The sequence below is a fragment of the Bacillus sp. B15-48 genome, assembly GCF_016879755.1.
In the GTDB taxonomy this organism is placed as follows: domain Bacteria; phylum Bacillota; class Bacilli; order Bacillales; family Cytobacillaceae; genus Mesobacillus_B.
Genome location: NZ_WOFU01000005.1, coordinates 1 through 24,904 on the forward strand (window position 1 = coordinate 1; position 24,904 = coordinate 24,904).

Genomic DNA, 24,904 nt, shown 5'->3' on the forward strand with positions numbered 1-24,904 from the left:
TTTTAAAGATTCGCTCGACTTGCATGTATTAGGCACGCCGCCAGCGTTCGTCCTGAGCCAGGATCAAACTCTCCAAATAAGAGTAAGCTTTAGCTCATAAAATAAAACGTTGGCTCATGTTCTCTATATTAATAGAAGAAACACGATAAATATTGTTTGTTGACGCTTGTTTGTTTAGTTTTCAAAGAGCAATTATCACTGCCGTTTTAGCGACAGAATCTTATAATACAACATTTACTTCAACTCGTCAATATTTTTTTGCGAAAAGTTTTTGTGTTGTGTTTGTTTTTAAAAATTGCTACCGAAGCAGCTAAATTAGAATAACATCATTGCTATATATAAATCAATAGTAAAATTTTACAATATGACTATTTCTTAAAGTTTGCTGATATTGGATTATTCTATCCCTAAAGTTTAATACTCTCTCATTCGTATAAAATCATTCATTAACTGATAACAAAAAGCGAACCGAGCCATTCTATTCTCCGTTCGCTTTTTTTAGTTATTAAACTTTCTTTTCCCTTCATTTATAGGCTAGATGGGACTCGTTTTCCTTAAGCAAGTAAGGAATGAAGCAGTAGTTTTTTAGTCTTGTAGTGATTCCACAATCAAGGCGACCGCAGGTCCACCACCGGCACATAGTGAGGCACAACCATACTTAGAACCACGACGATGCATTTCATAGATTAACGTGGTCAACAATCTCGCTCCAGTACAGCCAACAGGATGACCTAATGAAATACCAGAACCATTTGCATTCACACGATCCATCGGAATATTTAGTTCACGATTGACAGCTAAAAATTGGGATGCAAAAGCTTCATTTAATTCCCAATAATCAATATCGTCCTTTTGCAAGCCAGCAAATTGTAAAGCCTTATGTACTGCCGGAACAACCCCAATACCCATTCTTTTAGGATCTACTGCAGCGGATGCGGATGCGACGATTCTAGCTAACGGCTTTAATCCCAGTTCAATCGCCTTTTCCTTCGCCATCAAGATGACAGCTGCTCCGCCGTCATTTAGGCTAGAAGCATTTCCGGCTGTTACGGTTCCATCTTTTTTAAAGGCAGGCCTTAATTTCGACAATCTCTCGAGACTCGTGTTTGAATTAGGATGTTCATCATTAACAATTGTTGTCGTTGCTCGTTTCGTCTTCACTTCAACAGGGGCAATTTCTTGTTTGAACGTTTCATTTTCAATCGCATCACATGCCCTTTGATGACTAATGATTGAAAGTTCATCTTGTTCTTTACGGCTAATCTGATACTCCTCGGCAAGTGTTTCAGCCGTTACGCCCATATGATAATCATTGAAAGCATCTATTAATGCATCATGTAGCAAGGAGTCCACCATTGAACTATTCCCCATCTTCAAACCTTCGCGAACCTTCGGTAACAAATAAGGAACATTCGTCATACTTTCGTAGCCAACTGCTGCTCCAGTGTCAATCTTGCCTAGCATGATATTTTGGGCGACGATTTCTACTGCACGTAACGATGAAGGACACTGTTGATTAATCGTGGAAGCAACGGTCTCTACGGAACAGCCAGCTCCTAATGCGACTTGGCGAGCGGTATTTCCTTTACAACCAGCTTGGTATATATGCCCCCCTACCACTTCCTCAATTTGATTTGCTTCGATCCCGCTAGCTTCAATCGCTGCTTTCAAAGCATGTACCCCTAAATCCACTGCGGTTAAATCTTTAAAAGCTCCAAAATAATCACCAATGGGTGTTCTTTTTGCACTAACAATAACAACTTCACGCATAGCTAGTTCCTCCAATACATTTTTATTTGATAAAAATTCATAATCAGAAAATATACTTTCCAAAGCTACCTACTCTATTTCCCCTTTATAAACGTAATTATCCTAAGGGAAAACTAAAAAACTGTAAACTACCCTTAGTATTTTGCCTATCCTTTGCAGTTCATTAAGGAGCAAGTTCTCAAAATACACATGTCACTTTTTGGACGAACGATTAGTATTAATTTTATAGTAAATATTCCAAATTTTCAACAAAATATGACATAGTTTAATTGATTGAAAACCGTGCCCCTGTTTTCTTGAAGTATCTACAATGGCGAAGTAAAATAATGATTATTATGCATATTGGAGGAAAAGATGAGTTTACAACTAAATTTAGATTTTTATGAAGATAAGATTGAATTCTATGAAGCTGAAAGCATCAAAGCGCTAGAAGAAAAAATCCAAGCCCAAATTGAAAACAACAAAGCCCTTATGCTCACAGTTCATTCTGTCTCCCATCAAATGTACGTTAGTGAAGAAGGGCGCCGCTTTTATAGTGCAGTCGTACATTTTAAACTCAAGCAAAATGTCGGTTTTCCGAGCGGATCCTAAAACAGGACTAACAAGGAAAAAATCAGAATGCTTAAAATATTAAGAGTCGGGCAGGACTCTCCTACCCGACTCAACAGTCATTTATCGATTATTTAACGTTAGCCACAGTGTGTTTCTACCTATCGCGCTGTGGCTTCTACAGTTGGTTCAATCAGCGTTAGTTTGTATTTAAAGTGATTCCTATAAGACTTTTAAACCGTTTACCCTTTATTTTGATAAACAACAGAAATCGTTTTTAATTCCACGTATTCATCTAAGCCATACTTGCTGCCTTCTGTGCCTAATCCGCTTTCTTTTATTCCGCCAAATGGCGCTTGGGCAGCAAATGGTGCTGGATCATTGACACCAACCATTCCGTATTCTAATTTTTCAGAAACACGGTACATTCTAGACAAATCATTCGTATAGAAATAGGAAGCAAGTCCATATTCAATATTATTGGCTTTTTCAATTACTTCTTCTTCTGTTGAGAAACGGATTAACGGCGCTACAGGCCCAAATGTTTCCTCATGAGTGATTTTCATATCCTCTTTAACATTTAGCAATACGGTAGGCAAGAAGAACGTGCCTTTTTCATAGCCTTCACCCGTTGGCGCACTTCCACCACAAAGAACTTTAGCCCCTTTGTTTTTCGCATCTTCGATTTGCTCTACGACTTTATCGATTGCGCTTTGGTTAACGAGCGGTCCAACTTGTGTCGTTTCGTCAAGACCATTGCCCACCACTAAAGAAGCCGCTTTTTTAGCAAAAAGCTCTGAAAACTTTTCATAAACAGAATCATGAACATAGATGCGATTCGCGCAGACGCATTGCTGTCCTGTTGATGAGTACTTACTCTTAAGCGCCCCCTCGACAGCCAACTCTAGGTCTGCATCCTCAAACACGATAAAAGGAGCGTGCCCTCCTAACTCCATTGAAACGCGCTTTACTGTATCAGCAGATTGTTTAATGAGAAGTTTTCCCACATCGGTCGAACCGGTAAAGGAAATTTTTCTTACATCCTTGTTGCTCATTATTTCACCAACAATGTCACCTGAATTTCCGATGACTAAGTTTACGACTCCTTTAGGAAAGCCAACCTCATCAAGTATTTTAAATAGTTCCAATGAAGATAATGGAGCTTCCCGCGAAGGCCGCAATACAACCGTACAACCCACCGCTAAAGCAGGCGCCAATTTTCTCGCACTCATTGATAAAGGGAAATTCCATGGCGTAATTGCCGCTACCACACCAACTGGCTGCTTAATAACGGAAATTTTTTTATTAGGAGCAGAGGCAGGGATGAGGTCACCGTAAACTCTGCGTGCTTCTTCTGCGTACCATTCAAAATAAGAAATTGAACTGTCTACTTCATAACGTGCATTTTGAATCGCTTTTCCCATCTCTCTTGTTATCGTCTCAGCTAAATATTCCTTTTTTTCCTTTAATTTAGCAACAACTTTATGCAAGTAAGCAGCTCGTTGCTCTCCAGTAAGGGCTGACCATTCCAGGAAGGCTTCTTTCGCTGCTTTAATCGCTTGTTTAGTTTCTTCTTTTCCAACCTTAGAAACTTCCCCAACAAGCTCCCCATTGGCTGGATTGACAATCTCAATTACTTGATTCGTTTTAATCCACTCACCGTTTATATACATTTTTTTACCTCCATTCGTTTCTAGTTATTTAAACTTGGAGAACTCGTTATTTTCCAGTAAAGTTCGCTTGTCGTTTTTCAAGAAAGGCCTGTGTTCCTTCATTTTTATCTTCGGTTCCAAACAAGACTGTCTGTGCTAGTTTTTCAATCGCTAATGCTGTGTCCATGTCAACATCATATCCATTGTTAATGACAAGTTTAGCCATTCTCGTCGCCAAAGGACCTTTTGCTAAAATCTTTTCAGCCTTTGTTTTTGTTACATGCCACAACTTTTCCATTGGGACAGCAGCTGATACTAAGCCTATTTGTTCCGCCATACTTGCTGTAATGATTTCCCCAGTCAAAATCATATCTAACGCTCTACCTTTGCCAATGATACGGGCTAAACGCTGGGTTCCGCCTGCTCCAGGAATAATCGATAAATTAAGCTCTGGTAAACCGAGTTTCGCATGTTCAGCCGCGACACGAATATCACAAGCCAAAGCAAGTTCGCACCCTCCACCTAAGGCAAAACCATTAATCGCAGCAATGGTCGGTTTCGTGCAATTTTCAATCTTACGGTAAACACCGGACATCCCCGGAATTAGAGCATCGGCTGGTCGCTTTTCACGCAATTGGCGAATATCTGCCCCAGCGGCAAATGACTTTTCACCTGCACCGGTAAAAATAATGACGCCAACTTCCTCATCCTTTTCAAGAGTCTCTAATGCATGCGTCATTTCAGCTAACGTTTCGTTGTCTAATGCATTTCTAACATCTGGGCGATTTAATTTAATGACCCCAATTCGGTCCTCACGTTCAATCAGAATATTTTCGTATACCACTCGATTTCCCCCTTACACATAGACCTTTTTACATCGCATGGTCGGATTATGATAGATATTCTCGCTTCAACTGTGCAGCAATGATATTTTTCTGGATTTCAGATGTTCCTTCATAAATTTTCGTGATTCGCGCATCCCGATAGAAACGTTCAATCGGGTACTCCGCAATATAACCAATTCCACCGTGAATCTGAACTGCCTTGTCTGCGACACGATTGTAAACTTCAGAACCAAATAATTTCACCATTGCCGCTTCCTTGATGACCTTCTTCTCTTGATCAACCATTTCAGCAACACGGTATGTCATGCTTCGCAATGCTTCTGTTTCCGTAGCCATTTCCGCTAAATAGTGTTGAATGATTTGCTGTTCAAAAATTGGCTTTCCAAACTGGATTCGTTCATTTGCATAATTGATAGACAATTCTATTAGTTTTTCACAAGAACCTAGATTTCTAGCGGCTAGTCCTGCCCGTCCGTTAGCAAGAATTTTTAATGCATTCACATAGCCTTGCCCTTCTTCACCAAGAACGTTTTCAACCGGAACTTCACAATCTTCAAAGAAGATTTCCGCCGAATGTGAGCCATGAAGGCCCATTTTCTTTTCGTTTTTCCCGATAATGAATCCAGGGAAATCTTTCTCGACGATAAAAGAAGTAATCCCTTTTGCACCTTTGCTTGCATCCGTAACAGCCATCACCGTAAATACACCCGCAATTGGTGCATTAGTAATATAATGCTTACTCCCATTTAAGATGTATTTATCTCCTTTTCTTACCGCTGTGGTTTTCAAATTGGTCGCATGGGAACCTGCACTTGGTTCTGTTAAAGCAAAGGCACCAATCATTTCTCCACTCGCCATTTTTGGTAAGTACTTTCGTTTTTGCTCTTCATTTCCCATTTCAACAATTCCGACAGAACCAATCCCTGTATGAGCACCGATAACGGTTGTGTATCCATTATGTGTTCGACCAAGTTCTTCATAAATGGCACATTTGCCAACCATTCCAATTCCGATTCCACCATATTCTTCGGGAATGCTAAGTCCAAATAAGCCCATTTCTTTGGACATATTCAAGATTTTCTCAGGAATGGAATCTGTCTCTTCGATTTCCATCGCTAGTGGGTCAACTTCATTATCGATAAAATCTCTTACGCCTTCTTTTAAAAAGGTAATATCTTCAGAGAATTGGGTTAGCATATTTGTCACGTTCCTTCCTATTTATTATAATCGTAAAATCCACGACCAGATTTTCTACCTAAACGCCCTGCTTTTACATATTTTTCTAGAATTGGAGCTGGACGATACTTTTCACCTAATTTTGAATATAAATATTCCATATTTCGCAAACGGCTGTCTAAACCAACGAGGTCAGCTAGTTCAAGCGGCCCCATCGGATGGTTTAAACCAAGTTTAATTGCTTTATCAATATCTTCAGCTGATGCGACACCTTCCATCAGCATATTCATCGCTTCATTTCCAATCAAGCAGTTCATCCGGCTTGTGACAAACCCAGGAAACTCGTTGACTTCAACCGTTTCTTTCCCCATCTGTTCAGAAACACATTTGATTGTTTCAACCGTTTCATCGGAGGAATCTAATCCACGAATGATTTCAACTAACTTCATGCGATGTACTGGATTGAAGAAATGCATCGCCACACATTGCTCCGGTCTTTTCGTTGCCGCACCGATTTCGGTCGGACTCATTGTCGATGTATTTGTCGCTAAAATCGCATGTGCAGGTGCCCATTCATCCGCTTGTTGGAAGATTTTGATTTTTAACTCCATTTTTTCTAGAGCTGCTTCAATCATTAAGTCAGTATTGGATACCGCTTCTTTCAACTCAGTTGTAAAACTTAAGTTGGCAATTGCCGCCGCTGCCTTGCCGACTTCGATGAAGCCCTTGTCTTCACCTTTATTTAAAAGTCCTTCAATATATTCTTTCGCATTTTGCGCCGCTTGTTCAGAAATATCTTGTAATGTCACTTTGAAACCTGCTAATGCAGCGGTATAAGCAATGCCTCTGCCCATCGTTCCGCCGCCGATTACTGCGATATGTTTAACCATATTAAATAACTCCCTTCTCCTTAAAGCTTTTAAGATCTTCGCTACCATACCCAAGTGCTTGTAACACTTCATCTGTGTTTTCACTTAATAAAGGCGGTGCTTTCCGAATCGCTCCTGGTGTTTCTGATAGTTTTAATGGAACACCTAGCATTTTCAGTGTACCAATGGTTGGATGCTCAACTTCTTGAACCATTTCGCGGTGGATCACTTGAGGATGTTCTAAAAGTTCAGCAATGTTATTAATTGGTCCGCTCGGAACACCGGCTCGTTTTAACACATCAATAATTTCTGCTGTTTCTTTTGTCTTTGTATATTCTGTTAAGATCCCAACGAGCTCTTCTCTGTTGGCAACACGATTGATGTTTTCGGCATATTTTGGATGCTCTTTTAAATCATGAAGTTTCAGTGCGTCACACATTTTTTTCCATAGCCAATCATTTGGAACGCCAATGATGACATGACCGTCTTTCGTTTCAAAGGCTTGATATGGAACGAGCGATGGATGAGCTGAGCCTAAACGCCCCGGTGCTTTTCCAGTTGCTAATACGTTTTGACCTAAATAATTGGTCAATGAAACAATCGTTTCTAATAAGGAAGATTCTACACATTGACCTTTTCCCGTTTTTTCACGAGCATGAATAGCAAGGACGACGCCAAGAGCGGCATAGAGGCCTGTTGCTAAATCCACAATTGAAAAGCCAACCTTAACAGGAGCTCTTCCTTCCTCCCCAGTCACACTCATTAGTCCACCGAATCCTTGCATAATTAAATCGTAAGCTGGTTCGTCTTTCATCGGACCAGTACGCCCAAACCCGCTGACCGCACAATAAACGAGTCGAGGGTTGATTTCTTTAAGCACGTCATAGCCTAAGCCAAACTTCTCCATTGTGCCGTTGCGGAAGTTCTCAATTAATACATCAGCATCCTTGACGAGTTCTTTAACAATCTTTTGTCCTTCTTCCGACTTCAAGTTCAACGTAATGCTTTTTTTATTTTTATTAAGACTCATAAAATAGCAAGATTCACCATTGATTTCGGGTGGAGTATAGCTCCGGGTTTCATCCCCAATGCCCGGTTGTTCAACCTTGATTACTTCCGCGCCCATATCCGCTAATTGCATACTACAAAACGGACCCGCAAGTGTTCTTGAAAGTTCAATTACCTTAATCCCTTCTAATGGACCAGCCATTCGAATCCCTCCTCTGTCAAAAATCGTTCCCCCTTGTTCCGTTCACACTATTTAAATTCCGCATACGGAACAACATACCCGGAAAGTTCTTCTTACCTAAAAGAACATCTGAATTTCGATGGAATTTATGTTCCGTATACGGTATAATTTAACTATCCTTGGAACAATAATACCCTTAGTAAGCTAAATTCGTCAATATAATTTTTTGAAAATTTAAAAATGAAATAATTTTGAAGCGAAGGAGTCATCATTTAACAAATTGACCCTTTACATTTCACTCTTCCTTACACTGAAATCATGTGTACGGTACATTAACGAGGAGGTTCACAATGGAAAATACCAAACCAAAGGAAAAGTCGGAAGTCCCTGCTCTTGAATCAGCGATTAAAGTTTTAGAATACTTAAGCCGCTATACAACAAAGGAACGATCCATATCGCAAATCGCCAAAAATTTATCTATTAATAAAAGTACCTGTCATCGAATTCTAAAAGTATTAAATCAATACCGCTATATCTCCTTTGATGAGGGAACGAAGCAGTACAATCTAGGTCCAGCTCTTCTCATTTTAGGTTCGAGAGCTGCCGAATTTATTGATTACCTCAAGCTTGCTAAGCCCCATCTTAAGTGGTTAGCAGAACAAACAGGGGTAACATGTGTATTGCTTGAACAAGCATCTGATGACCGATTAATGTATGTAGCAAAGGAAGAACCTGATCATCCTGATAACCATATTCATGTATCAGTAAAACTAGGCCAGCAGTTCCCGTTAACAGGTGCTTCATTTGGCAAGTGTTATTTAGCTTATATTGAAGATGAAAAAAGGAATGAAATGATTCAGAAAGTAAATCTACAACCGTTTACTGATAAATCAATTATTGACATCGAAACGTTCTTGGATAGTTTAAATGACGTTCGGCAAAAGGGTTATTCAGTGAGCTACGAAGAATATACCCAAGGCGTTTTCGGTGTTGCCGCACCAATTTTTAATTCATACGGCCAGATTTCCATGGTCATCGCCTGTCTCGGTTTCGCTTCCAATGCGAACGAAGAGTATGTCGCGTTTTGTGGTGAAAAACTAAAAGAAGCTTCAAAAGGGATTATGGACGCGATTGGCGGGGAGAAACCTGTATTAGAGGAATGGAACCATTAAGAAACAGATGGATTTTCTGTAGAAAAAGAGGAGGACCTGAAAGGCGTCGTTTCTCCTCTTTCTTACGCCATTTTGTCAAAATGCAGCCAATCACTACCAGAACCTCCTTATCTGTGTCCATATAGAGGAAATTATAAAAGCCACTGAAAAAGGAATAACCGTACTTTTTCAGTGACCTCAACAGGTAGCTCCGCAAACATTTATTCATACGAAAGACCGAAACCGAATTTGTATACATCCCCATTATGAGCTCGGTACACATAGGAAGGATCCTCTTCATATCCTGGGATATCTCCCGTGGCGTTGTCTACTGCTTCTTTGTTAGCAGGAATCGTGAAGGGTAGTTTTCCTGTTGGATTAAAGTCTCCACGAATGACATCCATAATTGACTCAGCCTTCGCCCCAAACGTACTGATTACTGCTGCTGCGTTCGGTTCTATTTCATTAATCAGCCATGGGTTTGTCATATTTATCGCCATAATCGTTGGAACGCTCTTTTGAATCTCAAGAATTCGCTTAACTTGATCTATTTCTGTTTCAGGACCAATGGTAATTTTAGGATCATCCGCCCACATCGATTGTTTCGGCCGAACCCACACAAAAGCATGGGTCGCATCCTCGAGACGGTCTGTAATTTTAACTGTTGGATCATATTGTTGTATCGTTGCTTGCAATTCCTTCGTAGTCTCGTGATTATTCCCATCAGGGAACATTTCGACATATAGCTTAACTTTTTTTATTTTTTCCTGGTTCAAAGGTAAAAGGTGATTATCGTTACGTAAGAGAACAATCGACTTGCGATGTGCCTCGTCTGCTTTTTCCTGCGATGCGGGATCATCTACGACGGTCAGAGCATATGCCGGATCTACATAAGGGTTTTCAAAAAGCCCCAAATTCATCATTTCTGTAAGCAAATAGGTAACCGATTCGTTTACTTTTTCTTCTTTAACTAAACCATTTTTCACAGCCGATATCACAGGAGTCGGGTCTGACTCTCCAGAAAAAATATTCGTTCCCGCATTTAGTGCCTTTGCAAATTTTTCCTCATTCGTTAAATGTTCGGCCCCCCAAGCACGACTGGTCACAGCTTCAGTATCGGAGTTCACGTACCCTTTAAAACCAAGTTTGCCACGTAAAAGATCTGTTATGAAAGGTTTGTTTAATGCAAAGCCAACTTCTTTAAATTGTTTTTCCTCATTATATGGAGGTAATCCTTGATCTGCACTCTCATTGCTTGGATACGCATAATACGGCATAATTGAAGTTGCTCCTGCTTCAATCGCTGCCGCAAAAGGTTGAATATGATACGTAAGCAAACTCCCTTTTGTCGGGTAATAATTGAAATTCCCCTGTTCAAAATGAGGATCTCTTCCTTCTACACGGGCCCCTCCACCAGGAAAATGTTTCACCGTTAAAGAAACACTATTTGCCCCAAGCTCATCGCCTTGAAAGCCTTTTACAATCGCATAAATCATCTCACTTGCAAGTTCATGGTCCTCTCCAAATGTCTCTTCAATTCTGGCCCATAAAGGGTCTGTCGCGATATCTGCTGTATAGCCGTATAGTTTGCGAAGGCCAGAAGCGGTCCATTCTTTTGCAGCGATTTGAGCAAATTCCTCTACTAGTTTCACATCACGTGTTGCAGCAAGACCTAAAGGAAGAGGCCAATATGAAAATTGACCAGGTGCTTCTTCAGTATGAGTATAATCTGTAGATGCATGATTTCGAGCATTCGAAATGATAACAACTGGTATCCCAAGTCTTGATGCCTCGGCAGCTTCTTGTAACTGATTATGATAGTCTGCAATGACATCTGCTGTCGGCGATTCACGAAAAATATAATAGCGTGTATGTTGATCAAGATGTTGATCTGGCTAAACTAATTTTCCTTCTTTAAATTCTGGAAATTCAGGAATAAGCAACAACCCGACCTTTTCTTCGAGTGTCATCTGTGACAACAGATCTTGAACACGCTTGTCAACAGAAAGTTCCAAGTTTTCATACGGATCAAGTTTTCTGTTTCCGTTTAAATCTCTGAACTCTTTATCATCAATCTTTAGATGTTCTTTCACTAGAGATTGAATTTCAGGCCGGGCATTTCCTCCCTTCATCGCGTTTGCCTGCGGGACCATTAGTAGAACCGACAGCAAAATAGGTATCCAACCTATTACAAACTTGCTATGTGTTGCATTCATTTTTATTTTTCATCTCCGTTAATTTGATTGTTGAAGAGGACACAAGATTTCTTCTATACTGATGTATATATTGTTATCTGAATATGTAAAGCTATGCTTCGAATTTGGCTCAAATTGTAAGTTCCACTTACACTTTGTACAAACGACCGCTTAGTTGAAGAAGAATCAAATAAGAAAAACCGGGCAAAAACCGCCCGGTCCTTTTATCCAATGTTATATATTCTAGTTAAATTAACGTTTCTTCGGGTTATAAGGGAATTATCGTAAAAAAACCGTCAAATGTTTGCAGAAGGTCATGAATGATTTTTCCTATAAAATAAACATACGACCTACATTGTTCTCTATGATTAATTAACAACTGTTTGATTATGTGAGTGAAGGGCTTGGCTTTTTATTCCCAGTACTCGAATTAAAAAGCTGGATGGTTCATAAATAGGTTATGTTTTTTTGCTAGTACTTGGATTAACCGTAATTTTAAGGCTGTTTTTTTGCTAGTACTTGGATTAAACCGGTTTTTGGCCGCTTTTTATTGCTAGTACAGGGATTATATCGACCTTCTGACCTCATTTTATTGCTAGTACTCGGATTAACCCTTCATTTTACAGCGTTTTATTACGAGTACTAGCAATATATCAAGAAAATTTGGTGTTTTTAATACGAGTACTTGGATTAAAAAACGCGTTACCAGCATTAACGTTCAAAAAGCTTATGAATCTCTTCGGTCAAATGTTCATAAATGACCTATTCCGGAAAAATCTAAAAAATTATCCGCGCTTTTACCCAGTACTCGGATTAAAGTTCCGATGCCAAAACTTACAAACGCTTAAGCACCTTGACCTTGAGGGGCTGAACGTAGACTCATTTTATGACAAGAAATCCTTCATCAATCGTAAAGATTGCAGAACATCTCAGTTAGTCTTCGCTTTCACCAACAGAACAAGTTGTGCAGAAACGACCTATACATCGATATGGAACTTTTCGAACATCATGACAGCCTTCCACTCAAAAGCTTCCACCCTTTTTTAATGTCCCCACAATCGCGTAATTTCTCAACCTCATTGATTACAATGGGACAGATTTTAGCACCGTGTTTTCTATTAAAAGCTACCCAATGGGGGTGTTTATCGATAAAATTTGTCGGAAAATGTATGAAAATACCAAAGTAGGAATGACTGTGGTAGACCCAAAATTATATGCTTACTTACCTTTAAATAAAGGGCCACACATTTTACACAAAATGTGTGGCCCTTTATTATTAACTGTTTTCCTTATCTAACCTAAATATCCTGCTTCCCACTTCTAGGTCCTGTTTACAATCACTTAGCGTTCAATTAATTCTTGTTTATTCATTTCGATTGTTTCGATAAACTTTTCAATTGTTGAAGTTAAGTAAGTATCGGCTCTTCTTATAAACACGGTTTTTATCTTACTGTATTGATCTGGCAGTGAATGACATTGAATGAGGCCAGTTTGTTCCATATGGTTGACTGCTGACTTTGGAACAAACGACACGCCAAGTCCCATGACGACACTACGTAAGATTGTTTCTAATGTACCGAATTCCATCACCTTTTGTGGCGTGATGTTTTGGTCTTTATACCAAGCTTCAAGACGTGCTCGATATCCACAGCCGTCGCTAAAACATAAGAACGGCTCGTCTATCAATTCTTCTGGGTTGGAGGCACGCCGATCCGAAATTAAAACTAGCTCCTCTTGAAATACCTCATGTGAAACAAGTTCGGGATGAAAGTTTGATTTCGTTACGAACGCTCCATCTAACTTATGATTTAATACTTCTTTCTCTAGTGTTTCCGTAACGCCACTAAATAACGACAAATCAACATTTTTATATTTTTTAATATAAGTAGATAATATTTTCGGTAAATGAATGACCGTTTCAACTGTTCCGATTTCTAATTTCCCATGCGGTTCTTTTTTACTTTGAACCGCTTTTTTCATTTCATCTGTTAACAATAGTATTTTTTTACTATAAGCTAATAGTTTTTTCCCTTCAGGTGTCAAACTCATCCCGCGGCGATGTCGGTTAAATAATGGGGTATTCAGATCCTTTTCAAGCTTCTGAATTCTTGACGTAATATTCGATTGCACGTATCTTAACTCTTTTGCTGCTTCTGTAATCGTTCCTTTCTCGGCTACCAACTGAAAGATCTCTAAGTCCTTAAATTCCACTATGATTCCCCCGTTCATACTTCCGTATACGTATGATATCAAAAAAAGTGATGGAAATCATCATTAATATTCGTTTTACGGAATGCTTGAAAAATTAGATAATGAACCTTGTGTATTATTTGGGGAGGAAGAGGAAATTGAAAAACAATGTACTATGGGGAGCTTTTCTTTGTTTTATCGCTGCAGCTTCGTGGGGAGCAATGTTTCCAGTCGCACATTCAGCTTTCAAACATATTGACCCTTTTTATTTTACCATCATACGTTATGGGGCTGTTACGATTGTCTTAGTTGCTTTACTCCTTTGGAAAGAAGGAAAACAAGCCTTTCAATTCGAAGGCAAAGGCCTTCACTTATGGTTCTTTGGCACAATGGCATTCACAGTCTATAATTTATTTATCTTCTGGGGAGAAGATTTATTAGGTGAACCTGGGGTAATGGTTGCGTCAATTATGGAGTCATTAATGCCGATGATTTCCGTTGTAATTGTCTGGATGTTTTTACATAAACGCCCACATTTTTTCACACTTCTATGTGTGATTGTGTCTTTTATCGGTGCGATGCTAGTGATTACAAAAGGAGATATTAAAACATTCTTAAGTGCGACGGATGAGTTTATTCCTTCCACCCTCATCTTTATTGCAGTTATTGGATGGGTCATTTACACGATGGGTGGCAGTGAGTTTCGCGGTTGGTCCGCGTTGCGATATTCAACGTTAACTTGTTTACTTGGAACGTTAACGGCGCTTGTCGTGGTAATCGGAGTAACACTAACTGGTTATATCTCAGTACCTTCAAAAGAAGTGATCATAGCAACGAGCCCGCATTTGTTGTTCATGATTATCTTCCCTGGTCTCATCGCCTTGCTTGGTTGGAACATCGGTGTAAGTATTTTATCACCAATAAATGCACTGTTATTTATTAACTTTGTTCCAGTAACAACACTTACAATTTCGATTTTTCAAGGAAATCATGTAACGATGTTCGATCTTGTAGGTACTCTCTTTATCATCGTTTCACTTGTGTCTAATAATCTTTTTGTAAGGATATTACAAAAGAAAGGATCAAAACAAAATGTTCGAGCAAAGTTGCACGAACGAATATCTTAACATACATACCGTCATTTTCTACACTTCAAATTTGTAGAAAATGACGGTTTCTATTATCACGAATTACCTGCCGACGAAAAAATGTTTATAAGTAGGTTAATAGTTTCACAATTACTTTCATAGGAGAATAATTTAGGAATTTCTCACAGACCTTTTAGGGGAATGCTTTCGGTGGCGTTTTCCTTATTGTAACGTTTAACATTCTTCTACAAAAAAATGAATATATAGCGATTTGTTAAAAAAGATTGGGATGTAATCGGTCTTTAGGGATTGGCCCAAAAGACCTGTCCCTGTGAACCAGAAGATAACGTTTAAATATCATATGTCATTGCATGCTTTTTTAAAGTAAAACGAATGCAGCGATGAGATTGTTTTTTCTCTTTTAAAAAACGCTTGAGATCCTCAACTACGATTGGAATTGGGCTTATCGATGCAGTCGAGATTGCATCATTTACATCAATAATTAGTGATTTATATAGTTCCAAATCAACCGGACTGTCACCACACGAACATTTTCCCCTCATCAAATGCTTATTTAATTTGTAATATGCTTGTCCTAACTCATACCTCACCAATCCAAGCACCTCAAATGACCATGATTCATTTAGTAAATAAGATAAAGCATTGAGTCCATGCTCATGTGCCTGTCTCCCCTCATTAATAGCCATAAAAAATCACCCCTGTTAATAGATTTGTCTCTCTTTGTTTCATACTTACAAACTTAGCGAAAACATTTAAATCGAATTTTCTATATTTTCGTACAATTAATCTTATATTTTTTTACTTATTTTGTCAATGTTTGATAAGTTGTGATGAATGTTTTTTTTCATATAAGGAATCAAAGATGCTGATGTGCTAAATTCTACTGAAAAACAAATAAGGCGAACAGTTTAAAATACTGATCTCCTTTACTATGTCATTCTTTTCTTTCTTCAAAGTACTTACTATAAGCTACCGAAAACTAAGACAGTCCACCCATCCGTTCAAACATAGGAACTACCCCCCTCTAACTTAATGTACTTACTAGCCGGTTAAGTTCTTCTACACCCTCTTTTAAAATTGGTAGAAATACTTCTATAATTTTTTCTTCTGAAGTTCTGATTGAATTGGTTGATACGTTTATTGCTGCGATTGGTTCACCTTTTTTATTAAAAATCGGAAGGGAAATCGACCGAAGTCCTACCTCTAGTTCATCATTGCCTTTGGCATAGCCATTCCTTCTGCATTCATCAAAACTAGCCTCAAGCTCTTCAAAATCGGTAATCGTCTGTTCAGTATAAGCCTCTACATTTGCTTTTTTCCAAATCTCTTTTCTCTCTTCATATGGAAGCCAAGCAACCAATGCTTTACCAAGAGAAGTTGCGTAGTACGGCAGTCTTGAGCCTACTCTTAAATTGGTCCCGATGATCCTTTTTGCAGCACTCACCCTTGCGACATAGACAATTTCGGGGCCGTCCAATACAGCGAGATTGGTTGATTCCTTGATTGAAGATGAAATCCTTTCCAAGATTGGATGAGCTAAATCTGGGAGGTTTAGTGACTCCAAATAATGTGCAGCAAGGTCTAATACTTTAGGGCTTAGTTTAAATCGATTTTCATCGGTGAAGGTTAAATAACCTAAATCCACTAACGTTAGTGCGAATCTTCTAACGGTTGCCTTATTAATCCCTGTTTTCTTTTCTAAATCACTCAATGACATCAGATTAGAACTTGAATCAAAAGCGGTTAATACTGCGAATCCCTTTGCGACAGAGTTTACGAAATAATTTGATTCCGTTTTTTCAGATAACTCCCTCACACTCCTATATCCCTATTCAATAATACCTCGCATCTTCAAAAACCCGTTTCGTTTATGTTGTGGTACCGCCTGTAACGAAAAATCATGATCTACCTGTTGTTTGTTCATAACCAATTCCTCCTAAAAGTTTAGTAGAATCGGTACCGTTCAGGAAATAAAAAAGGCTTCTTGCCATTACTGACAAGAAGCCTTTTGGCATAGGAAAAAATATGGGTATAACTATCCCACTATTCCTATGATCCGCTGTCCTTGTCAGCCTCTCTGGACTGAATTAAAGGTACCTATATTCATTTGAGATTATTATTGCAGGAAAGCAAGAGATTGTCAACATGAGAAACGAAAAATCAAATCTCTATAAAAAAACTAATTCTTTATAGTGAAATTTTCATGCAGTTCCCTTTCATTTACTGAAATTCTGTCCGACAACTCTTTTGTTCGTAAAACAAACTCCTTGACTCCGATAAATTCAGATTCAGCAATCAAATAGAATTCAGTTCCCCTTTTAAAACCTTTAAAATCCTTCTTTAGCCTGTATCTCTTCATGAACTTATTTAGCTACTCTCATAATAATTTCTTTATTTATTGTTTGATCATTAAGGTTGCGGAGTTAAAGTTCTGAAATTAGAATCCCCCAGACCTTTATTCCTCTAGCAGACCGGGAGACCCAACAACATCCTTATTTTCCTCTTAAGTACCGTTCATTTATGATCAGCACTTTTCCATTCTCCGCAACGTCGTATTTCCGATTAATAAATTTATATTTTTTATAAGCAACATGCCCGATAACATAAACTGGCAAGATCATAAACAGTAAAATAAAGATTTGCAGGGCCCACCTGAATTCGTTTTCAAAAATATAAATCGTCGTTACCGCATGTGCCGCAAAGGTAATCATTAGGACAATGAATATATTACATATATGAAAAGCAGCAACCTCTTTTCTTTCTCGAAACATCCGCTCTAATTCATGCTTAAAATAAAGTGTGATAAGTACTGAAATCACAATGACAATAAGAGAAAATAAATATGTAAGAACAGTGAACAATTTTCTAGCCCCTCGCTCTCAAGATATTCTTAACACCATTCATTTTTAACTAAAAACGCGCAAACAATCCATTTTCGGCTGAGAAAATGGACCACATAATTTATATTCATAATAATACGACCTTATGCAAGAAGCAACAAAAGCGAATGTAAATAACGCCCTTTTTTTACAAACATTGGAAAACGACAATAAGAGGAGTGATCTTGTGTGAATCAATCCCCTCTTTTTGCCTATATTGACCTTAATAAGTATGCATTTACTCTCTCCATGCACGTTCTGAATAATTATTCGCAGGGTTCCAGATTAAATATTCATTGATTCCGAGATCGTTTGCTGCTTGTATTTGCGCTTTTACTTGTTCTGCACCGTAGCGAATATGGCCATTCACCCATGTAGCGGTAAAGTCCTGTAACCATGGTCGAATGTCTGCAATCGCTGTATTCGGTTCTTTTTCTTTTAGTGCATCGTTTCGTTCTTGTGCCACCTTAAGACTTTGTTTAATTAACGAATAAGGTTGTGCATCTGGAACGGGAATCCCGAATGAACCATTTGCATAATGAGAAGGATAGATCATCGGACTTAAAACATCAACAGTTGGATTTAACATTTCCCATTGTTGACCAATCCCTGAATCTGTAGGGTCGCTCGTTGCAATTCCAAACACATCCGCTGATACGAAAACTCCGTATGGTCGTAATTGTTCTGTTGCATACGTTAAAAATTCACTGATAACTTCAGCCTTTGTCTTCCCTTCCGGATTATCAAATTGAACAATTGGATTATATTTTGCCGCATTTTCCGGGAAACGAACATAATCAAATTGAATTTCATCGAATCCTTTTCGTGCTGCTTCTTTTGCAAGGTCGATGACATAATCCCAAACTTCTTTTTTGTAAGGGTCTACCCACGGAATATTATGTGAATAATAAAGATTTCCATCTTTCTTTTTTATCGCTAATTCAGGTTTTTTCTGCGCAAGATACGGATCTTTAAAGACGACAATTCGAGCAATGGAATAAATATTATTTTCTTTTAATGTTTTTAATCGCTCGTCGATTTTTGGTAAATAAGGATGATGATCAGAGTCAACTTCTTTTACTAAAGGAATGTCTGAATGATACGTCACTCGACCTTCATCTTCTTTTACATCAATAACTAAAGCGTTAAGTTCTGTTTCTGTTAATAATTCAACAAAATGATGAAAACGAGTGTCATCATTTGCGTTAGGAGCAGACAGATACAAGCCTTTCACGTCTACTTTTTTCATTTCTTTCGCAATGAATTGATCAGGTGAGGCGTTTTCAATTCTAGAAATCACCCAACGACCATTGTCTTTTGTTAATGTAAAGAACTTCATGTATTCTTGACCAGGTGTTTGTTCCTTTCCTTCTAACTTATGTACTTTGTCAGACTCTTCATCGTTTGTCGTTTTTAAATTTCCCTTCACTGCACGAACTAAATAATGTTCTTTTTCATCTGAATTGTCTTCTGTTTGATTCAAAATCACTTCTACATCAGTTAACTCAAATGACGTAAACTCTTCCTTTGCTGTTTCCACAGTTTGTTGATAAGAATTCGGTTTTAAGGTCGCTAATACAGAGAAAACATTTTTTTCGTTTATACTTTTCACAAAATGCTTAATGACGTCTTCTGCAGACGCCTCATTGTACTGCCGTTTTTGCTCGTCAGATAATTGTTGAAACGCTTCTTCTTCAAGTGTCAATTTTTCAACCTGTTCTGATTGTTTCTGACCGTTCCCTTCATGCTCTTCATTTGATTCCATATTTGTTGCAGCAGGTTCTTTACATGCAGCTAGAAGAAAAATCGCTACTACACATAATAGAATCATAGACTTTAGATGAGTTCTTTTCATTTTAAATCCTTTCTATATACTCTTTTATGTATTATTATACCTATTGTATCAATTATAGCATAAGAACATGTGGATAAACCTTGTTTCACAGGGGTGTTCCACGCGGATAAAGGGGTCCCCCAATCCGTTAATATTTTGTAGATCGGGGGACCCCTTTTTACGATCGATGAAGCTTCATCAATTTCATCGTCGTTTCCTCTATCTTTTTTTCATTTTCAATCGTTTGAATGACTTTTCCTTGCTTCATAAATAGAATGATATCGCCCGTTTCGGCTGCTACGTCCATCATATGCGTGGAAAATACAATGATTGTACCACTTTTTTTAATCTCATTTAGAATTTCAACGAACTGATTGACCCAGTAAGGGTCCAATCCATTTGTCGGTTCATCTAATAATAAAACATTCGGTTTGCCTAAAATTGATTGGCCAAATAAAAGACGCTGTCTCATTCCCTTTGACAAACTTTTGACTAATTCATTTTTCTTATCTAACAGACCAATTAAAGACATGACCTCGTTGATGCGTTCCCCTTTCACTTTCCGCAAAGATCCATAAAAGCAAAGGAACTCTTCAACAGTCATCATTTCCTGAGCATGAAAATCATCTGGCATGAAGCCAATTTCCTTTAAATATTTTTCCCTGCCATGGTTCATTTCTATTCCGTTGATCGAAGTAGTCCCTTTAGTTGGGTTCAGAATACCAGCAATGATCTGCAACAATGTACTTTTTCCCGCACCATTTCCGCCGCATAATACGACACATGTTCCTTCTGTTGCTTCAAACGAACATGGATACAACGCCGTTTTGTCCTTATAAATCCGAGAAACGCCTTCCACTTTTAATCCTGTCATCTTCTTTTCCTCCATTCCATCATCCCCATTGAAAACAACAACATCAATGCCATAAACAGAATGAAATATAAAATATTGATGAGAAAGCCTGAAGGAGAGCTTAAGAAAGTCATTAGCGAATCATAAGCTCGTCCAAAGACCGCACCACCATCGAGAGATAGAACAAACGAGACGCGAATGAATTCAGCTGGATTTAAGTATAAGGCAAATTTCATGATTGGAGCAATCCATGAATATGGGACTAAACCTAATATAGCGATTAAGGCAGTTGGCCAAATCATAATTAGAAAAAACCAAATAATAACTGAAATGGATAATGCTTGCCATCTCGTTGATACGATACACCCTACAGCGATGCCGATGACAAGAAAGAAAAAAATCAAACCAATCGAAAAAAAGTAAATCGATAGAAGCCACTCACTCGAGAAACGATTTCCGCTGACTAACCCGAGCGCCAAACTAATTCCATAACTAAAGGTGAAGACAATTGCCTGAGCCGTAAATTGCCCGCCAATTTTTCCGACGATATACGATAATGAAAATAAAGGGTACGTGGTTAACAAACGCCATTGGCCGTTTTCTATTTCATTGGCGATTGAAAAAGAACCAATGATTAACATAAATAGTGGAATAATATATAAGGCGATGTTAACGACGGTTCCTGTCATATTTGTGTATCCTGTTAATGAAGGAGCACTAGCTTGCAATAAAAATAAAAGAGAGATAACGGCAACCCATAACACTAAAAACGAATAATAGGAGCGTTGCCTTAAGGTCATGCGTAGTTCTGAGCGCCATATATTCCACATTTTCAATCCTCTTTTCTACTATTTGCTTCATATAAAAACCTTCCATTTCATCGGGCAGCCTTTTATGAATAGAGGGTCCGTTCAAAATAGAACCGACCCTGTGATTTTAATGAGACCCCTCTTAATGCTTTTGTTCGTCCATTTCGGAATGCATCTCGTCTTCAGACTGTTCGTGATGAACGGTCTCACCTGAGTGTGAATGGGAATGGTTTTCCATCTTATGTTTTTGCATCATTTCATGGTTTTGTTCCCAGCTATGGTCAGCTAAATCACTAGCCGTCATAAGGACGCTACCTTCGTGTGTAGCAGCAAATTCTTCTGCAGATGCTTGATCTTTAAAGGAGACAATATTATAAGCCATTGGCGTTTTTACCTCTCGATTATAAACATAGGTAGCATCGTCAACTAAGATCCACTCATTATCATTGTAATCACGGACAAATTCAGCAGCAATTTCTTCGTTTGCATTGCTGCTACTCCATTCAAACATACAGCCTACATCATCAAACACGATTGACCGTCCATTTTCCAGAGCGATTTGCGTCGCATATTGATCATTTGCAACAGCCATATTACAAAGTTCACAAGTGTCCGTTGCTTCATTAATATTAACAGGCTGAACTTCATTATTCCCACATGCAGTAAGCAGCAAAATAAATGCTACAAAACTAATAAAGCTAACCATTTTTTCTTCAACTTTTTTTCCTCCCTAATATAAATAGACTTATACTAGCAATCATCATCATGATACTGATTATCCATAAATTAAAACTTGCTGATGTTTCTTTTTCAACATCGACGGTCATGTTCATTAACGGAGCCGAGTCGGTTAATAGCTGTTCAGGTGGGCTTTTTAATAGATTTTGAAGCAAAATCATTCCCGGTGCTTGGAAAAACAATTGATATTCCGGTACTCTTGTCGTCAAAGTAAGGAAGTAGGGGTCAGCTGTATAACTGATTTCACTCTCCCCGTTTCGATTGATATCTACCATGCTCGCTGAATCCCAATAATTCTTGTCGAGTTCATTATTCGAGCTTTCGATTGCTTGTGCCTCATTGACATTCCCAACGAAGGTATTCCTCGTCAATTTATTTTCAGCCGCTTGATTCAACTGAATTCCAATAAAATTGTCCATTATTTTGTTCAACTCAAAATAATTATTTTCAGCTCTTTCGACATAAACGCCGACTCGGTTCGAAGTAATTTCATTTCCAATCACTTCTGTGTCAGATACGGCGTAAAGTAACAATCCTTGTGCATTCACATTGTTTTTATTTGCTAAAAAAGTATTATTAAGTGCTTTTGTTCTTTTTGATTCCATAACCATTGCACCCGTGATGTTTAATCGAGATTGATTTTCACGTAGTACATTATCATTTGAAAACATTAGGTGCATCCCATAACGGGAATTCTCGATGTCTGTTTTTTCGATTATATTCTCATTGCTTTGCTCTAAATAAATTCCATCAGATGCATTGGAAATTTTTAGGTTTTCTAGCTGATTTCCGTTTGATCTCCAAAAATCAACCCCGTTCCCCCGTTTCCTGCCAATAATTTCGCTGTCTTTAATCGTTACACCATTTGCCTCATCAAGTTTCATCCCAAAACGCCTTGTCTCAATCCCAATCCCTTCTATTAAATGGTGTGAACCTGTAATAAACATAGCTGTATCAGCGTTTTCCGTTCCACAATGTTCCACTTTTATATTTTTTAGTGTTACTGCCGTTCCACTGACCGTTAAAACTGGCCCTGCTTCGCATGAACGGATGATCACTTCTCCTTTTCCTATTACTGTTATCGGCTTGGAGATTACCAATCTCTCCTCATACTCCCCCTCTTCTATTTCTAGCGTGGCCCCCTCTGAAGCTTGATCAATTTTCGCTTGTAATGTACTTGATGCCTTAGTTAATGAAGGCATGGAAATAAAAATGGATAGGAGTAACAAAATCATGTATCTAAACAGTTTCATTATTTAATTATCACCTCCCAATTTGTTAAATTCCCCTTGGAACATTCCTTAAATAATTTGCACAGAATGCTTCCACCCCTCGCTTCCATTAAATAGTTTATCCTTTTCACATTATAATCATAGGAAAAATCCCAATTAATAACCCAAAAGAGGGATTTTAATCGCAATAAGATAAAAAAATTATCGCTAAATGATACAATATAGACACATATACTAATAGAAAAGGGGGAACGAATTGAAATATAAACAAATTAAATGGCTAATTTTAATCACGCCAACGGTAACGATTGCTTTATGGGAATATATTCGGCATGCATTTCTTCTCCCTTATATCTCTATGGATTTGGGGAATATTCTTTCTCCGATATTAGTATTTTTCGTTACACTCCTTTTTTTACGACACTTATTTTCAATATTAGAAAGAATGCAAGACGAGCTTCGAACAGAAAAGACAAAAAAGGCAGCACTTGTTGAGAGAGAAAAATTAGCGCGAGAACTGCATGACGGTGTTGCCCAATCTTTATTTTTATTATCAGTAAAAATGAATAAGTTCGGTAGAAAGAATCAACTAGAACAGGATCCTGATTTCCAAAAAATTAAGCAAACGTTACAACATATTCATGAGGATACTCGACATGCGATTACGAACTTAAAATATGTTCCAAATGAAGAGCCCTTTAGCTGGACCGATACGATTTTTCAATACGTAACAGAACTAAGGAATCAGCATTTAATGGATGTCCAGGTAGCATGGCAAATTAAAGAGGATACGTTATCATCGAAAGAAAAGGTCGAGTTATTTGCCTGCATAAAAGAAGCGGTCATGAATGCCATTAAACATGCAAAAACAAATCAAGTATGGATTGAGGCAAGAGAAATAGACACTGGATGGGTTTGTCAAATTAAAGATAAAGGAATCGGATTCCAAAATGAACCGAATCATACAAGCAATGGCTATGGTCTCCAAATTATCAAGGCTAGAGCGAAAGATATGGGATGGGAATTTTCAATAAAGCAAGAAGACAAACAAACAATTCTAGAAATAAAGAAAGGAGAGCAACTAAATGCAGCCTTTTCGAATACTGATCGTAGATGATCACGCCCATGCGAGAGAAGCCATTCGGGAAATCTTGGAAGAGTATGACGACTTTCTAATTGTCGGAGAAGGAAAGAACGGCGAAGAAGCGATTAAACTGACGGAAGAGTTAATGCCTGATATTATTTTGATGGATATTCAAATGCCGGTAATGGACGGGCTCGAAGCAACGAAAAGAATTAAACTGAAATTCCCATATGTAAAAATTGTGATGATTACGGTATCGGATGATATCACCGATTTATTTGATGCTTTAAAGAAAGGCGCTCAAGGCTATTTAGTCAAAAATCTGCATTCGGATGCATGGTGTGAACATTTAAGAGCGTTTGCGATTGATGAGGTTCCGATGTCCAAAGAAATCGCCTTTCAAATCTTAAAGGAATTCCCACAAAATAAAGCGAATGAAAAAATCCCTCTTTCTAGCCGAGAAATAGAGGTGCTACAATTAGTAGCAAAAGGAATGTCAAATCGAGAAATTTCGGAAGCTCTGTTTATTTCAGAACATACGGTTAAAAGTCATTTGAAAAACATCTTAAGCAAACTTCATCTAGATAACCGCGTCCAACTAACCAGTTATGCGTATCAACAAGGGTTGGTGAAATAATTTACCGAGAAGAACCTTCCGTAACTGCAAGTTACGAGTTTCTGGGTTGATGCTTGATGCTATTTACATTAACCATAGGTGTTCGAATTATTTGATAATTTAACCGATGTATCTTATGATTAAGATTCCGAGTTTTCTTAGCT

Annotated in this window: 22 protein-coding genes, 1 rRNA gene and 1 pseudogene; 5 read left to right on the forward strand and 19 right to left on the reverse strand. The window is 38.2% G+C overall.

Going from position 1 to position 24,904, the window contains the following annotated elements; translation table 11 throughout:
* Both GNT69_RS16195 and GNT69_RS16200 read right to left on the reverse strand, forming a co-directional pair.
* Positions 1–79, reverse strand: a 16S ribosomal RNA gene (locus GNT69_RS16195); the annotation flags it as partial.
* A 506-nt stretch (positions 80–585) separates the two neighbouring features.
* Positions 586–1,770, reverse strand: a complete 1,185-nt coding sequence (locus tag GNT69_RS16200; RefSeq protein WP_203556028.1) for a thiolase family protein — start codon at positions 1,768–1,770, stop codon at positions 586–588.
* 354 nt (positions 1,771–2,124) lie between these two features.
* Between GNT69_RS16200 and GNT69_RS16205 the strand changes: the two genes are divergently transcribed.
* The gene (locus tag GNT69_RS16205; RefSeq protein WP_203556029.1) at positions 2,125–2,361 is read left to right on the forward strand and encodes a DUF2536 family protein; all 237 of its coding nucleotides are present in this window, start codon (positions 2,125–2,127) and stop codon (positions 2,359–2,361) included.
* A gap of 200 nt (positions 2,362–2,561) precedes the next feature.
* Here the strand turns inward: GNT69_RS16205 and GNT69_RS16210 are convergent, their stop codons facing one another.
* Genes GNT69_RS16210 through GNT69_RS16230 form a run of 5 tightly spaced genes read right to left on the reverse strand, consistent with a single transcriptional unit; the run spans position 2,562 to position 8,071 of the window.
* A complete protein-coding gene (locus tag GNT69_RS16210; protein WP_203556030.1) occupies positions 2,562–3,992 on the reverse strand; it encodes an NAD-dependent succinate-semialdehyde dehydrogenase in 1,431 nt (476 codons plus the stop codon).
* A 46-nt stretch (positions 3,993–4,038) separates the two neighbouring features.
* Entirely contained in the window at positions 4,039–4,815 is a 777-nt protein-coding gene (locus GNT69_RS16215) for an enoyl-CoA hydratase-related protein (RefSeq protein ID WP_203556031.1), read from the reverse strand.
* Between the two features lie 46 nt (positions 4,816–4,861).
* Complete coding sequence (locus GNT69_RS16220) at positions 4,862–6,013, reverse strand: acyl-CoA dehydrogenase family protein (RefSeq protein ID WP_203556287.1); 1,152 nt, start codon at positions 6,011–6,013, stop codon at positions 4,862–4,864.
* Positions 6,014–6,030: 17 nt separating this feature from the next.
* Positions 6,031–6,882: a 3-hydroxyacyl-CoA dehydrogenase gene (locus GNT69_RS16225; protein WP_203556032.1), complete on the reverse strand. Its 852-nt coding sequence runs from the start codon at positions 6,880–6,882 to the stop codon at positions 6,031–6,033.
* A gap of 1 nt (position 6,883) precedes the next feature.
* Complete coding sequence (locus GNT69_RS16230) at positions 6,884–8,071, reverse strand: CaiB/BaiF CoA transferase family protein (protein WP_203556033.1); 1,188 nt, start codon at positions 8,069–8,071, stop codon at positions 6,884–6,886.
* A 329-nt stretch (positions 8,072–8,400) separates the two neighbouring features.
* Between GNT69_RS16230 and GNT69_RS16235 the strand changes: the two genes are divergently transcribed.
* Entirely contained in the window at positions 8,401–9,222 is an 822-nt protein-coding gene (locus GNT69_RS16235; RefSeq protein WP_203556034.1) for an IclR family transcriptional regulator, read from the forward strand.
* 200 nt (positions 9,223–9,422) lie between these two features.
* On the opposite strand, the gene GNT69_RS26050 is transcribed toward GNT69_RS16235, so the two are convergent.
* The 4 genes and pseudogenes from GNT69_RS26050 to GNT69_RS16250 form a co-directional block, all read right to left on the reverse strand.
* Positions 9,423–11,060 (reverse strand): glycoside hydrolase family 3 protein, encoded by a 1,638-nt coding sequence (locus tag GNT69_RS26050; RefSeq protein ID WP_343206518.1) that lies wholly within the window; start codon positions 11,058–11,060, stop codon positions 9,423–9,425.
* Positions 11,061–11,096: 36 nt separating this feature from the next.
* On the reverse strand, positions 11,097–11,417 hold the full coding sequence (locus GNT69_RS16245; protein ID WP_203556036.1) for a hypothetical protein: 321 nt from the start codon (positions 11,415–11,417) through the stop codon (positions 11,097–11,099).
* A gap of 915 nt (positions 11,418–12,332) precedes the next feature.
* Positions 12,333–12,573: pseudogene (locus tag GNT69_RS26245) on the reverse strand (transposase zinc-binding domain-containing protein); the annotation flags it as partial.
* Between the two features lie 164 nt (positions 12,574–12,737).
* Complete coding sequence (locus tag GNT69_RS16250) at positions 12,738–13,607, reverse strand: LysR substrate-binding domain-containing protein (RefSeq protein ID WP_203556037.1); 870 nt, start codon at positions 13,605–13,607, stop codon at positions 12,738–12,740.
* Between the two features lie 137 nt (positions 13,608–13,744).
* On the opposite strand from GNT69_RS16250, the gene GNT69_RS16255 reads away from it, so the two are divergent.
* Complete coding sequence (locus GNT69_RS16255) at positions 13,745–14,713, forward strand: DMT family transporter (protein ID WP_203556038.1); 969 nt, start codon at positions 13,745–13,747, stop codon at positions 14,711–14,713.
* Positions 14,714–15,024: 311 nt separating this feature from the next.
* Here GNT69_RS16255 and GNT69_RS16260 read toward each other — a convergent pair whose 3' ends face one another.
* The 8 genes from GNT69_RS16260 to GNT69_RS16295 form a co-directional block, all read right to left on the reverse strand.
* Positions 15,025–15,381, reverse strand: coding sequence for a hypothetical protein (locus GNT69_RS16260; RefSeq protein ID WP_203556039.1), 357 nt, complete (start codon positions 15,379–15,381; stop codon positions 15,025–15,027).
* A gap of 338 nt (positions 15,382–15,719) precedes the next feature.
* Positions 15,720–16,511: an IclR family transcriptional regulator domain-containing protein gene (locus GNT69_RS16265; RefSeq protein WP_203556040.1), complete on the reverse strand. Its 792-nt coding sequence runs from the start codon at positions 16,509–16,511 to the stop codon at positions 15,720–15,722.
* Between the two features lie 676 nt (positions 16,512–17,187).
* Positions 17,188–17,556, reverse strand: a complete 369-nt coding sequence (locus GNT69_RS16270; RefSeq protein ID WP_203556041.1) for a hypothetical protein — start codon at positions 17,554–17,556, stop codon at positions 17,188–17,190.
* 256 nt (positions 17,557–17,812) lie between these two features.
* Positions 17,813–19,429 (reverse strand): putative glycoside hydrolase, encoded by a 1,617-nt coding sequence (locus GNT69_RS16275; protein ID WP_239094291.1) that lies wholly within the window; start codon positions 19,427–19,429, stop codon positions 17,813–17,815.
* Positions 19,430–19,586: 157 nt separating this feature from the next.
* A complete protein-coding gene (locus GNT69_RS16280) occupies positions 19,587–20,282 on the reverse strand; it encodes an ABC transporter ATP-binding protein (protein WP_203556289.1) in 696 nt (231 codons plus the stop codon).
* Complete coding sequence (locus GNT69_RS16285; RefSeq protein WP_203556042.1) at positions 20,279–21,091, reverse strand: ABC transporter permease; 813 nt, start codon at positions 21,089–21,091, stop codon at positions 20,279–20,281. Before GNT69_RS16285 ends, GNT69_RS16280 begins: the two co-directional genes overlap by 4 nt.
* Positions 21,092–21,212: 121 nt before the next feature.
* Complete coding sequence (locus tag GNT69_RS16290; protein ID WP_203556043.1) at positions 21,213–21,776, reverse strand: nitrous oxide reductase accessory protein NosL; 564 nt, start codon at positions 21,774–21,776, stop codon at positions 21,213–21,215.
* Between the two features lie 7 nt (positions 21,777–21,783).
* Complete coding sequence (locus tag GNT69_RS16295; RefSeq protein ID WP_203556044.1) at positions 21,784–23,061, reverse strand: right-handed parallel beta-helix repeat-containing protein; 1,278 nt, start codon at positions 23,059–23,061, stop codon at positions 21,784–21,786.
* Between the two features lie 235 nt (positions 23,062–23,296).
* Between GNT69_RS16295 and GNT69_RS16300 the strand changes: the two genes are divergently transcribed.
* Positions 23,297–24,157 carry a sensor histidine kinase gene (locus GNT69_RS16300; RefSeq protein ID WP_203556045.1) on the forward strand — a complete coding sequence of 287 codons (861 nt, stop codon included), beginning with the start codon at positions 23,297–23,299 and terminating at the stop codon, positions 24,155–24,157.
* Complete coding sequence (locus GNT69_RS16305) at positions 24,126–24,761, forward strand: response regulator (protein WP_203556046.1); 636 nt, start codon at positions 24,126–24,128, stop codon at positions 24,759–24,761. The genes GNT69_RS16300 and GNT69_RS16305 overlap by 32 nt, the downstream gene beginning before the upstream one ends.
* The last annotated feature ends 143 nt before the right edge of the window (positions 24,762–24,904 follow it).

Coding starts and splice junctions, on each gene's coding strand:
- GNT69_RS16210 (WP_203556030.1), bottom strand. CDS start 3,992: ATGTATATAAACGGTGAGTGGATTAAAACGAATCAAGTAATTGAGATT.
- GNT69_RS16235 (WP_203556034.1), top strand. CDS start 8,401: ATGGAAAATACCAAACCAAAGGAAAAGTCGGAAGTCCCTGCTCTTGAA.
- GNT69_RS16230 (WP_203556033.1), bottom strand. CDS start 8,071: ATGGCTGGTCCATTAGAAGGGATTAAGGTAATTGAACTTTCAAGAACA.
- GNT69_RS16225 (WP_203556032.1), bottom strand. CDS start 6,882: ATGGTTAAACATATCGCAGTAATCGGCGGCGGAACGATGGGCAGAGGC.
- GNT69_RS16280 (WP_203556289.1), bottom strand. CDS start 20,282: ATGACAGGATTAAAAGTGGAAGGCGTTTCTCGGATTTATAAGGACAAA.
- GNT69_RS16305 (WP_203556046.1), top strand. CDS start 24,126: ATGCAGCCTTTTCGAATACTGATCGTAGATGATCACGCCCATGCGAGA.
- GNT69_RS16295 (WP_203556044.1), bottom strand. CDS start 23,061: ATGAAACTGTTTAGATACATGATTTTGTTACTCCTATCCATTTTTATT.
- GNT69_RS16260 (WP_203556039.1), bottom strand. CDS start 15,381: ATGGCTATTAATGAGGGGAGACAGGCACATGAGCATGGACTCAATGCT.
- GNT69_RS16200 (WP_203556028.1), bottom strand. CDS start 1,770: ATGCGTGAAGTTGTTATTGTTAGTGCAAAAAGAACACCCATTGGTGAT.
- GNT69_RS16245 (WP_203556036.1), bottom strand. CDS start 11,417: ATGAATGCAACACATAGCAAGTTTGTAATAGGTTGGATACCTATTTTG.
- GNT69_RS16220 (WP_203556287.1), bottom strand. CDS start 6,013: ATGCTAACCCAATTCTCTGAAGATATTACCTTTTTAAAAGAAGGCGTA.
- GNT69_RS16285 (WP_203556042.1), bottom strand. CDS start 21,091: ATGTGGAATATATGGCGCTCAGAACTACGCATGACCTTAAGGCAACGC.
- GNT69_RS16290 (WP_203556043.1), bottom strand. CDS start 21,776: ATGGTTAGCTTTATTAGTTTTGTAGCATTTATTTTGCTGCTTACTGCA.
- GNT69_RS16205 (WP_203556029.1), top strand. CDS start 2,125: ATGAGTTTACAACTAAATTTAGATTTTTATGAAGATAAGATTGAATTC.
- GNT69_RS16275 (WP_239094291.1), bottom strand. CDS start 19,429: ATGAAAAGAACTCATCTAAAGTCTATGATTCTATTATGTGTAGTAGCG.